General features: G+C 63.1%; 10 protein-coding genes. 2 read left to right on the forward strand and 8 right to left on the reverse strand.

The genetic code is table 11. The features are described from left to right. Positions 1–3: 3 nt before the first annotated feature. Genes D0T21_RS06475 through D0T21_RS06500 form a run of 6 tightly spaced genes read right to left on the reverse strand, consistent with a single transcriptional unit; the run spans position 4 to position 6833 of the window. The gene (locus D0T21_RS06475; protein WP_116989223.1) at positions 4–1032 is read right to left on the reverse strand and encodes a FemAB family XrtA/PEP-CTERM system-associated protein; all 1029 of its coding nucleotides are present in this window, start codon (positions 1030–1032) and stop codon (positions 4–6) included. Next, positions 1032–1865 carry an XrtA system polysaccharide deacetylase gene (locus D0T21_RS06480; protein WP_116989224.1) on the reverse strand — a complete coding sequence of 278 codons (834 nt, stop codon included), beginning with the start codon at positions 1863–1865 and terminating at the stop codon, positions 1032–1034. The genes D0T21_RS06475 and D0T21_RS06480 overlap by 1 nt, the downstream gene beginning before the upstream one ends. After that, positions 1865–3007, reverse strand: coding sequence for a non-hydrolyzing UDP-N-acetylglucosamine 2-epimerase (wecB, locus tag D0T21_RS06485; RefSeq protein WP_116989225.1), 1143 nt, complete (start codon positions 3005–3007; stop codon positions 1865–1867). The genes D0T21_RS06480 and wecB overlap by 1 nt, the downstream gene beginning before the upstream one ends. Positions 3008–3019: 12 nt before the next feature. Continuing rightward, positions 3020–4498, reverse strand: a complete 1479-nt coding sequence (locus D0T21_RS06490) for a TIGR03016 family PEP-CTERM system-associated outer membrane protein (protein WP_158567963.1) — start codon at positions 4496–4498, stop codon at positions 3020–3022. 34 nt (positions 4499–4532) lie between these two features. Then, entirely contained in the window at positions 4533–5297 is a 765-nt protein-coding gene (locus D0T21_RS06495; protein ID WP_116989227.1) for an XrtA-associated tyrosine autokinase, read from the reverse strand. Between the two features lie 9 nt (positions 5298–5306). Then, positions 5307–6833 carry an XrtA system polysaccharide chain length determinant gene (locus D0T21_RS06500; protein WP_116989228.1) on the reverse strand — a complete coding sequence of 509 codons (1527 nt, stop codon included), beginning with the start codon at positions 6831–6833 and terminating at the stop codon, positions 5307–5309. 157 nt (positions 6834–6990) lie between these two features. Between D0T21_RS06500 and D0T21_RS06505 the strand changes: the two genes are divergently transcribed. Both D0T21_RS06505 and D0T21_RS06510 read left to right on the forward strand, forming a co-directional pair. Further along, positions 6991–7599, forward strand: a complete 609-nt coding sequence (locus D0T21_RS06505; protein WP_116989229.1) for an XrtA/PEP-CTERM system exopolysaccharide export protein — start codon at positions 6991–6993, stop codon at positions 7597–7599. Between the two features lie 192 nt (positions 7600–7791). After that, entirely contained in the window at positions 7792–8460 is a 669-nt protein-coding gene (locus D0T21_RS06510) for a long-chain N-acyl amino acid synthase (protein WP_229211356.1), read from the forward strand. On the opposite strand, the gene D0T21_RS06515 is transcribed toward D0T21_RS06510, so the two are convergent. After that, positions 8461–9213, reverse strand: coding sequence for a serine protease (locus tag D0T21_RS06515; protein ID WP_116989231.1), 753 nt, complete (start codon positions 9211–9213; stop codon positions 8461–8463). After that, a complete protein-coding gene (locus D0T21_RS06520; protein ID WP_116989232.1) occupies positions 9207–11582 on the reverse strand; it encodes a hypothetical protein in 2376 nt (791 codons plus the stop codon). The genes D0T21_RS06515 and D0T21_RS06520 overlap by 7 nt, the downstream gene beginning before the upstream one ends. Positions 11583–11715 lie beyond the last annotated feature (133 nt).

Consider the following 11715-nt stretch of genomic DNA (forward strand, 5'->3'; position numbering starts at 1 on the left):
GTGTCAGCCCAATTGCCGGACGATATGAGGGCCGATCGCATTGGCTAGCGATAGGGGCAATATGCGCCACGCGCGTATCAGCAGTTGCAGGCGTGGATTCAAGGGTTGGACATCCTTCAACTGTTTGCCTCGATGTAATTGATAGTCGTAGCGCAGCGGCTGTGGCTCGAAGCCCCAGTTCTTCTTGAACGCGAACGCACCGGTGCCGTACTTGCTGCGGCCGAAGTCGAACAACCGGTGGCCGCGCTCGGTGGCGCGCCGCATCACTTCCCAGTACATGAAGTCGTTGCCGGCGTGGACCCGCGCGGCGTCGCCGCCGCCGCCGTAGTAGGGCAGGATCTCGTCGCGAAAATGGAAACTCAGCACCGAACAGATCGCCTTGTCGCCGTGCTGCACGCTGAGGATCTCGCAGTCGTCGCCAAAGACCTGCTGCAAGGTGCGGAAATAGCGGCGGCTGAACACCGGCGTGCCCAGGCGATGCACGCTGGTGGCGTAGTTATCGTAGAAACGGTCGGTATCGGCATCGATCACGCTGTTCAGGCCAGCCGCCATGCCTTTGCGCACCATGGCGCGCTGCTTGCGGGGAATGGCCAGCAGGTTTTTTTCGGGGTCTGCGGCCAGCGGTTTGCGGAACGTGGCGTACAGGTCTTTGTGCAGCCAGTCCGCATGGATCGATTGCAGTTGCCGGTATTCCAGATGGTCGACCCGCAGCCGGCGGGCAAGTTGCTGGGCCGCCTGGTCGACCGCGGCGGCTGCGCCTTCTTCCAGCGCGGCCACGCCGCCGTAGACGCAGAAAGGCAGGGAGCATAAAGTGTTGCCGAACAGGCGGCTGTTGACCTGGGCCAGCGGCAACACGGCCTGTATCTGTCCGGCCGATTCGGCATACAGATACCAGGTGGGGTGGCCGAAGGCGGTTTCGATCACCTGCTGCCAGCCGGCGCGGTGAAAAAAGGTGGCGTCGGGACAGCGCTGCACGAAGGCGTCCCAGCGCGCGTGGTCTTGCGTCCCCATCTGTCCTACGCTCCACTGCATCATGCATTCCCCAGAAAAAGGTGGTCAATCCGGCCCCATTGAAAATCGCGCAGCAGATGGACGATGCGGCGCTCCATCCGGTGCAGGTTGAGGTAGTGGCGAAAACGGGTCTTGAAGGCGATGCCGTGCTGGCGCGGCTGGCCGGGGTCGAGTTCCCACGGATGAAAATAGAATATGCCAGCTTGGCCGTCGACTGAATTGATGCGTCGCAAGGCCCAGCGGGACGCGGCGTAGGGCAGCAGGCGGAAGTAGCCGCCGCCGCCGGCCGGCCAGTTGCGTCCGAACAGGCGAACAGTGCTGATCGGCAGCTCCAGCACGCCATGCTCGCCGCGCGGGCGCCAGGCGAAACGCGAGCCGTCCGGCATGCCGTAGTGGTCGTGGCGGATCGGATAGATGCTGGAACTGTAGCGGTAGCCGGCGGCGTACAAGCTGTCCAGTGCCGGCAGGTTGGCGGCGCCGATGGAAAAACTGGGCGCCCGATAACCGAGCACGGCTGTCCCGCTCAGCTGTTCCAGCAGCTGCTTGCTGCGTTGTATGTCATCGAGAAACTGGGCGGGAGTCTGTTCGTTGGCGCGCAGGTGGGCGTAGCCGTGGCTGGCCAGTTCGTGGCCGCCGGCGACGATACGGCGCACCAGCGCCGGATAACGTTCGGCGATCCAGCCCAGTGTGAAGAAGGTGGCTTGCGTGCGCTGTTGCGCCAGCAGGCCGAGGATCAGGTCGACGTTGCGTTCGACCCGGCATGGCAGCGTGGCCCAGTCCGCGCGGCTGATATGGCCGGCGAAGGCCGACACCTGGAAATAGTCTTCGACGTCGATCGACAGGGCGTTGCGCATCAGTTGCTCTCCTTGGCGGCGGTCAGCCAGTGACCGATGTGACCGGCGATGCGTTCGGCGGCGTGGCCGTCCCAGCAGGCGGGGATGCGGCCGGCCTTGCCGCCATAGCGCAGGATGTCGCGGCTGAGCGCCAGGATGACGGACGGATCGCGGCCAGCGATGGCGTTGCTGCCCTCGGTGACCGTGACCGGGCGCTCGGTGCTGTCGCGCAGGGTGAGGCAGGGCACGCCGAGCGCCGTGGTTTCTTCCTGCACGCCGCCGGAATCGGTCAGCACCAGGCTGGCATCTCGCATCAGACCCAGCATGGCGCGGTAGGATTGCGGCGGCAGGCAGGCGACGCGCGGCACATCCAGCATATGGCCGAGTTCATATTGCTGCAGCATGGCGCGGGTGCGGGGGTGTAGCGGGAACAGCACCGGCACCTCGTCGCTGAGCTTGACGATGGTTTCCATCAGCAGGCGCAGGCGGCGCGGATCGTCGACGTTGGACGGCCGATGCAGCGTCAGCAGCGCGTAGCGGCTGCCGTGCTGGAGGAACCCGGCCAGGTGCACTTGCCGCAACACCTCCAGCACCGGCGTGGCCCGCTGCAATTCGCGCTGCAGGGTGTCGATCATGACGTTGCCGACAAAGTGGATGCGCGCCGCCGGTATGCCTTCGCGCAGCAGGTTGCTCATGCCACTCGCTTCGCTGGTGAACAGCAGCGTCGACAGCTGGTCGGTGAGGATGCGGTTGATTTCCTCCGGCATGGCGCGGTCATAGCTGCGCAGGCCGGCCTCGACGTGCAGCACCGGGATGTTTTTCTTGGCTGCCGTGAGCGCGCACGCCAGCGTGGAGTTGACGTCGCCGACCACCAGCACGGCCGCCGGCGCGCTCGCATCCAGCACCGGTTCGAAACGCTGCATGACCAGCGCGGTCTGCACCGCGTGGCTGGCGGAGCCGACCTGTAGCTGCACATCCGGCGCGCGCATCTCCAGCGCGGTGAAGAATTCGCCGTCCATATCCGCATCGTAGTGCTGGCCGGTGTGGACCAGCACGGACTCGAGCGGATACTCGGATGCGGCCAGCGCGCGCAGGATGGGTGCCATCTTCATCAGATTGGGGCGGGCGGCGACGACGCAGACGATGCGGGCGGGCGAGGACATGGCTGGCTCCGTTTAAAACGCGACCATCAAGGCCGCGCCGATGCCGTTTTCACGGTAGTTGCCGCCGGCATTGCTGCTGTGACGGACGTGACGCAGATCGATACTGGCGCTGACCTTGGGCTGCAATTGATGGTTCAGCGACACGGTCAACGCACCGTTGTGGTCGGTGCGGCCGGTGCTCAGCGATTCCGCCCTGCTGAGGCTGGTGGCAACGGTAAGATTGCTGCGCGGCGACATGCGATAGTTCCAGCCCGCCTGGGCGGTGTTCTGGCGGGTACGGTCTTCCAACGCCAGTTGGTCGGGGCCCAGCAAGGGGCTGTCGATGGCGTTGCTGGTCTGGGCGGTGCGGCGACTGCTGCTCAGGCTGAACGCCAGCGCACTGCGCGGACCGCTGTACACCGTCGCCAGCTTCAAGTCTTTTTGCAGGTAGTAGCGATGGCTGAAAAAATTGACGTTGCCGTTAGGCCCCAGTATCTGCGACACCAGCAGGAATAGCTTGACGGTTTGCAGGCGGGTCTGCGGATCGGGGATGCGGGTGGCCCACAGCTGGTACAGGAAATCGCCCAGGCCGGTCGGTGGAATGCTGAGGAACTCGCCGTGGGTGGTGGTGATATCTTCGTTGTAGTTGAGCGTCCAGTACATGCTGCGCAGGCGGTATTCGGCGTCCAGGCTGTAGGTGTTGCCGAAATAGCGGCGCCCCACGCTGACGGCCAGTTTGGTGCGCGGCGATGGCGTCCAGGTGCCGCCCAGTGACCAGTGGCGGCCCTGCGGCTGGGCGCCGCTCGAATGGTAGTCGTTCTTTTCGTAGCCGTCGGTGGCAAACAGCGACAGGCGGCTGTTGACCGGGTAGCTCAACGTCAGCGCGACGTCACTCATGGTGACCTTAGGCAGCGTGGAGTCGTCGATATTCTTGCGGTTGGCGCGCAAGTCCCAGTTCCAGCCCTGGCCGCCGTTGTCGCCGGTTAATTGCAAACTGGTGTCGTCGCTGTGCACGTTCAACAGGCGGCCGCTGCTGACGCGCTGGTAGTCGTAGCGCAGCTGCGCGGTGGCCAGGCCATGGAAGTAGTGTTTCAGATAAGGACTGACGCTGGTCGCGCGCACGGTGCTGTTGTTGCCTGTGACCTGGGCCGGATCCAGCAGCTGCGGGCCGAACGCCGAAATGTTCTGCTGGCTGATGCTGGAACGGGCGTCCAGGTACAGCCATTCACGCAGCACATCGGCGTGGCCGCTGGCGTCCAGTTGCTGGGTGGTGCGGTCGGCCTGATGGGTGTAGGCGATCTTTTGCAGCGAGTAATCGAGCGACAGTTTGAACCGGGGACCGCTGGTGCTGACGGCGATGCCGGGCGAGACCTCGGTGGTGAATTCGCCGCGGGCCTGGGCCGGCGGCGCCAGGTTCATATTGTCGCTGTAGGATTCGCGCAAGCGCACCGATGGCGTCACGGTCCACTCGGCCGGAATCGCGCAGGCCGGCAGCGATAACAATACAAGCATGCTGAGCTGATACGGAGCGCCGCGCGGAGCCAGGCTAATCATAATAACCATAGTATTCGCCGCCGGGGAAAGCCTTGCTCTTGTTGTAGATCAGACTGACATGCGGGCACTGCTCGATGTGGCGCAAGGCTTCCTTGACCGCATGCTGGCTGGTCGTCTCGGACTCGACCACCATGACGATCTGGCCCATCTGCGCCGCCAGCACGCTCGCTTCGGTGGTCATCAGCAGCGGCGGCGAGTCGAAGATGACGATGCGGTCGGCATACCGTTCGGCGATTTCGGTCAGCAGCCGACTCATGCTGCGGCTGGCCAGCAGCTCGGTGGCGTGCTTGTTGGCGCGTCCGGCCGGCAGGATGCTGAGCGTGGCGACGTTGGTTCTCAGGATCACGTCCGAGAGTTCGGTGCGCTCGCGCAACAGGATATCCATCAAGCCCGGCTCGGCAGGCAAGCCCAGCACCTTGAGCACCGAGGGTCGCGCCACGTCCGCATCGACCAGCAATACCGTGATGTCCATTTCCATGGCGATGCTCATCGCCAGGTTGACCGCGCAGAAGGTCTTGCCTTCGCCGGGCAGGGCGCTGGTGACGACGATCAGATTGCCGTGCCGCAGCGCGGGGATGTCGTGATCGCCGCGGGCGTTACGCAGTAGAGGCCGCTTGATGATGCGGAAGTCCTCGGCCACGGCGGTGCGGCCGCCGTCGTGGGTCACCATGCCCAGCTGGCTAAGCCGCTCGAGATTGATCTCGATATGGCGCGGCGCGCCGTTGCTGGACAGTGTATGTTCGGTGAATTGCTCCATGTGCTACTCCTAATATCGGAACGCCGCCATCGCCAGCACGGCGCCGTAGGCTACAAACAGACAGGACAACGCGGTGCCGAAGGCGTAGCGGCCCTGCTTGCGCTTGATCTGTTGGAGGTTGGTCCAGTTCATGGACACTGTGCCCAGTACCGGCAGACCGGTGCGTTCGCGCAGCTCGCTGGGGCTGAGGAAAGTGGGTCGCACCTGGCTGATCAGCAAGGCCGCAGCCAGCCCTGTCAACAGCGCGCCGCCCAGCACCAGGCTGGACAGCAGGATCCGGTTCGGGCCTACCGGCGTCAGCGGCACCGTCGGCGGGTCGATGATCTTGAAGGTCATCATCTCGGTGGTGGAGCTCAGCTCGCCAGACAGCTTGGCCGCCTCGCGCCGTCCGATCAGCTTTTCGTAGTTGTCCTTGTTGATCAGATAGTCGCGGTTCAGCTGGGCCAGTTCGGATTCTACTTCTGGCACCGCGTTCGCCTGCGCCAGCAGCCGCTGATGGCGGGCAGCGTATTCCTGCACGCGGGCGCTGACGGCCGCCACCTTGGCATCGGCCTCGGTTTGCGCGACCTTGAGCTGCTGCAGCATCGGGCTGTAGTTCTTGCCCGGATCGCCCGCCGGCTTGAGCTTGCTTTCCTCGATCTTGCGCGCCTCCAGCTGCGCCACCAGGCGCTTGGCGGCGATGATGTCGGGATGCAGCTCGGTGTATTGCATGCGCAGGGCGTCGAGATTCTTGTTCAGGGCCGAGATCCGCCCGTCGAGCTCGGGGCTGTCGATGCTGGCCGGGTTGAGGTCGGCGCCAAGCACCGGCTCGTCGCCGCTGATCTGGCTGCGGATGGCGTTGCGCGACTGTTCTGCTTCGAGCAATTCCAGCCGGGCGGCGTTCAGCGTGTCCGCCGATTGCATTATCTGGCTGCTGTAGTCGGTGCCCTGGCGCGGCAACAGGCCGTTATTCTTTAATTTGAATTCCTTGACTGAATTCTCCGCCGCAATCAGTTTGTCTTCATAGGATTTAATCTGCTCGTCGATGAATTGCACGGCCTTCCGGGTTTCGCCATTCTTCCCTTTGAAACTGCCTTCGACGAATATGGTCAGCAGCGATTGCACGACATCGCGCACCAGTTTCGGATTGCGGTTGTTATAAGTGATGGTGTAGATGTCATAGGTATTGGTGCCGCCGATTTTAATCTTGCTCATTAATTCGTCCAGTTGCTGTTCGTGATCGCGCGCGGTCTTGGCGTTCAGGTCCAGGTCCACCATGCGCATCACGCGCTCGACGTTCGGACGGCTGAGCAAGGTGCGGCTCATGATCGACACCTGCTGCTCGACGTTGGGCACGCTGGTCATGCCGGACAATAGCGGCTTCAATATGCTCTGGGTATCGACAAATACCCGCGCCGTGGTCTGGTAATCGTCGGGCAGCAGCGCCACCTTGGTCCAGCCGGCCAGGGCCACCAGCCACATAACGGCGATCGCGTACCAGCGATATTTCCATATCCCCTGCAAGCTGATTAACAACTGGCTAATCATCTGCTCCATGATGTGTTTTCTCCGGTAGCTTGGGCAAGGTGAATCCAAATTATATGGCTCGGAATATGGGGTTTTTTTCTTAACTGGGCAGTGATTGAGCCAGATCAAGCAGCGGCGGACGGCTTTTCTCAATCATGGAATCCGGACTATTCAAACGGGATTCGTCATGCATACTATTTTGCGTATTGTCTTTTCCGCTGCGCCTGCCTTGTTGTTGGCGGGCTGCGCGCACCGCATCGTACTGCCGCCGGAAGAACCGGTGGCGCCCCAGGGCGATTACCTGATCGGCGCCGGCGACACGGTCAACATCAATGTCTGGCGCAATCCGGAGGTGTCGGTGAGCGTGCCGGTCCGGCCCGACGGAAAAATCACCACGCCGCTGGTCGAGGACTTGCAGGCGGCCGGCAAGACCTCGACCCAACTGGCGCGCGATGTCGAAAAAGCGCTGGAAAAATACATACAGCAGCCGGTGGCGACCGTCATCGTCACCAGTTTCGTCGGCCCGTACGACCAACAGATCCGGGTCATCGGCCAGGCCGCCAAGCCGCAGGCGCTGGCCTACCGGCAGGGCATGTCGCTGATGGACGTGCTGATCGCCGTGGGCGGCGTCACGGATTTCGCCGCCGGCAACAAGGCCAACATCATCCGCACGGTGAACGGCACACGGCAGAGCTTGCCTGTCCGCCTGCAGGACCTGTTGCGCGACGGCGATATTTCTGCCAACGTAGCGGTGTTGCCCGGCGATGTATTGGTGATCCCCGAAAGCTGGTTCTGAGGCAAAAAAATATTTCAAATTTCGGGGAACTTTTCATCCACAAGGCAGGTCTGAAGAGCATGAGCCCAGTTTGTCCTTTTTTGACAGCTGGCCGACAGACCTGACAGGATGCCAACCGTGCAATATGACGACGCAATAGTTTCTTTTGAGGCCGGTCCAGGCCTGCGCGACCTCGTGGTCGGCGAAGGCGAAATGAACAAGGAATTGGACCACACCATCGACCAGCAGATATTCCACATCCGCATGGCCAACTCGCAGGGGCGGCGCGAAGCGGCCAGCTTGTTGCTCAAGAAGATGTACGGATGGCGCGGCTATTCGGTCGATCCCAACGCCAGTCACGCGCTGAACAAGATCACGCTGTTTGCCGAAACCGGCGGACAGACCGTGGGCACCATGTCCTTGTGCCTGGACAGCGACGAGATGGGCCTGCCCGCCGATGAAAACTTCCGGGACAAGCTGGACGATCTGCGCGCCCAGCACCGGCGCCTGTGCGAGCCTTCGCGGCTGGCGATCGACAAGGGGGTGTCCAAGCGCGTGTTCGCTGCGCTGATCCACATTTCTTATATTTATGCGCACAATATCCATGGCTATACCGACTACGTGATCGAAGTCAACCCGCGCCATGTCATGTTCTACAAGCGCATGCTGGGCTTTCGCGATTTCGGCGGCGAACGGCCCTGCACGCGGGTCGGCGCGCCGGCCGTGCTGCTGCGCCTGGAGCTGGACTATATGGGCGAGCAGATCCGGAAGTTCGGTGGCATGATGGAACAGCAAACCACCGAGCGTTCGTTCTACCCATATTTCTTCCCGACTTGGGACGAACCGGGTATCACCGGGCGGCTGATCGCGGGCAAGACCTGACTATCTCGGCGGCGGTTCGAGCAGGCTGGAGGGGATGGCGTAGGCGATGCCACTGGGTGCGGAAATCGCCGTTTCCTTGACGCCCTTGACGAATACCATGTTGACCACGCCGATCACCTCGCCGGTGTCGGGGTCGAACAACGGGCTGCCGCTGTTGCCCGGATACGCCGTGCCATCCAGCTGGAATACGGAGTAGGTGGTTTTTTGCAGCTGGCTAAGCAGCTTTCCGTCGAGTTTGCTTGAGCTGATCGAGGGCATGGCCACGGGAGTAATCGCCGACACGGTGCAGCGATGGGTAACGTGACGCAAGCCGAGCACCATGCCGAGAGGGAAACCCATAAAGGCTAGCGATTTCCCCTCGCGCACCTTGGCCGAGTCGCCCATCCTGAGGGCAGGAATCGGCGCGCCCTGAACCCGCAGGCGGGCGAGGTCATGCTCCTTGTCGATCATCGTCACCACGGCCGCACGGAACTGGGCGTTTTCGCCCTGACGCACCAGTATGCCCAGGTTGTCGCCCTGGTCGGTGCGCAACAGTTCATTGACCACGTGGGCGGCGGTGACCACGGTCAAGCCATCTTCGATCACGAAACCTGATCCGACAAACGCCAGTGCCGGGCTGCGGGTCTTCTGAAAACTGCCAATGCCAACCACGGACGGCTTGACCAGCTCGATTGTACGGCTGAGTTCGTCCGCGGAGGCAGGCAGGGCCAGACTTAGCGCCAGCAACGCCGGCAAATAGATGGGTTTCAACATGGAGTGCTCACGGCAGGAGGGATGGAAGGGACAGGCCGCAGCGCGGCGGCGCACAGCAGCAGCATGAACAGTACGGTAATGCGGGGGACGTCGAACAGGCTGTCGAACAGGCCCACGACCTGGAACGCGGCCAGTGCGGCCAGCAAGGCCAGCGCCTGGGCCGCATCCGCGCCGTCGCGCGCGCAGCGCAGCAGTTCTGCGGCGGCGCTGGACAACAGGCCCACATAGGCCAGCAGCCCTGGCCAGCCCATTTCAAAATACAGGTTAAGTCCGAGGTTCTTGAGGTGCCAGGGCAGGTGATGACGATCGCTGCTGAAGAACCAGTAATTGTTAGCGTCGGAAAAGGTACCGTTGCGCACCAGTTCATGCAGGCTGTCGAGATTGCGCAAGCTCACATTGTCGATATCCAGCGCGGCGTGTTCGCCTTCCACGGCGATTTCCAGCTGCACCCGCCGGCCCGCCTGTCCCAGGACGCCAGACGACAATGGAAATTGATACCTCTGCCAATACGGCGCATGAGGGAGCTGTCGCATAGGCAGGGGAATGCAGCCCTGTGGATAGAGCAGCTGGCGTTCGCACAAATTCACTTGCAGGAAGGCGGGCGCGCCCCCGTTCCATACGTCCAGCGCCAACAGGTAGGAGGTGCCGCTTTCGATGGGGACGATTTGCAGCAGGCGCAGCAGTTCGCCATAACCTGCCGGATACTCTCCGGCGGACAGCCGCAGGAAGCGATTGCCATCCTGATCCAGGTAGCGATAGCTGGCCGGGACCTCGTGTTGCTGGTTGCGCCAAAAATACAGGGAGGGGAATTTACCCAGCCCGGCGCCCAGGATTACGGTGCCCAGGTCGTCGTCCATCATGCCTATCGCGTTGCTCCAGTGCCGGACGCGTCCGGACAGGTCGCTGCCGGTGCTGGCAAACCGCTCGCCGACGAAGTAGCCGTTGTAGACGGGAATGGCAGTTGCCAGCACCAATGCGCAGGTCATCAGCGCCGTCAGGCTGCCGCGTCGCAGGCGCCACAGCGGGCGCCTGCGCAGGACGTTGAGCGCGAGCGGCGACATGGCCGTCAGCAGCAAGCCCGCACTCGGCGCCAGCGTGGCCGCACCGGCATGATGGTAGGCGATCCATACTGCATTGACCGACAGCCCCGCCAAGGCCAGCATGGCTAAAGGCAATAGCGGGTGCGGGCGGCAGGCGGCCAATGCGAACGCGGCCAACGAGACCAGAAAGAGCAGATACGGACTCTTCAACATGGCCACCGGCGGTTCGCCGACCGGCAACAGCCACGCCAAGCCGCCGGCCACCACGGTGCCGCAAATCAGGCTGCTCGCCAGGACGAGTGGCCGCAAGGGCAGGGCGGAAAGTATCAACGCCGCCGTCAACAAAGCCAGCGCCGCTCCAAAGCCGCGATAGCCGCTGCTGTCGAACACCACGCCCAGCACGCAGGCGGCCAGCGCGCCCGCCGCCACGACGATGAGCGGTGCGCGCCACCGGCGTCTGCGCGATCCGGCGCGTAACGCCCCCATCAACGGGATGCCGGCAAGGATGGGCGCGGCCAACGCATAGGCCGCGTACAGCCCGCGCGAAAAGGTCGCCAGGCCGGCGTACAGCGCCAGCGGCAACATCAGCAGCGCCGCCGCTTGCCGCGCCGGCCGGTGTTTGCCAAACAGCCAGGCCGCCAGCAAGGGGAAGCTCATCGCCAGGTAGCCGTCCAGTGCCGCGCCGCCGGTGTGCATGGCGGAGAACGGCGCCGTGATGCGATAGTCGCTGGAGAAGTTGAGCAAGCCCGGAAATTGCCAACGCTCCCAGATCGCGGCGGCGCTGGCTAATAGCAGGCCGATCAACATGCCGGGTATCAGGAAACGGCGCAGGCCCGCCAGATCGGGGCCAAGCGCCTGCTTCAACGGCGCCAGCAGCACGTAGCTCCAGAACCATGCCTTGCCGACGCGCAGCGCGTTGTAAGGACTCAAGTAGTTGTTGAAGGAATTGGCGTCTATGGGCGGCAACGGCCGCAATCCGCGCCACAGCGCGATACAGCAGGCACCGGCCAGCAGCCATAGGCTGCAGCGGAACAGCGGTGGAAACACCGGGCGCATGCCGCGTGTGTCGAAGTGCCAGTAGCAAACGCCGGCCGTCAGCAGCAGGAGCAGGTCGATTTCTTCCAGAAAGAACCAGCCGGTATGCGGCGCCAGATCCAGCACGGGAAGCAATGCCGGCAAGGCCAGCAGCCAAAGCACAGGCCGCCACCACAGCAAGGCGCCGTATGCCAACAGGATGGCGGAGAGCCAGCTGTCATGCAGGGGATAGACGCTCAGCGCCAAGATCAGTCCGCCGAAAAATGCTACGGAAAGGAGGCGGACGCACATCATGAGACTCTCCTAGGCGAACGGTAGGGATAGAGTAGGAACTCTGGTCGCGACGCTCTTTGATACGCCACAAACGGAAGCGCCTTGCGGCGCAATCGGCGCTGGTTTGCGACACCTCAACAGCCCTCGTGAAGCG

It is taken from the genome of Duganella sp. BJB476 (genome assembly GCF_003416895.1).
Classification (GTDB): domain Bacteria; phylum Pseudomonadota; class Gammaproteobacteria; order Burkholderiales; family Burkholderiaceae_D; genus Rugamonas.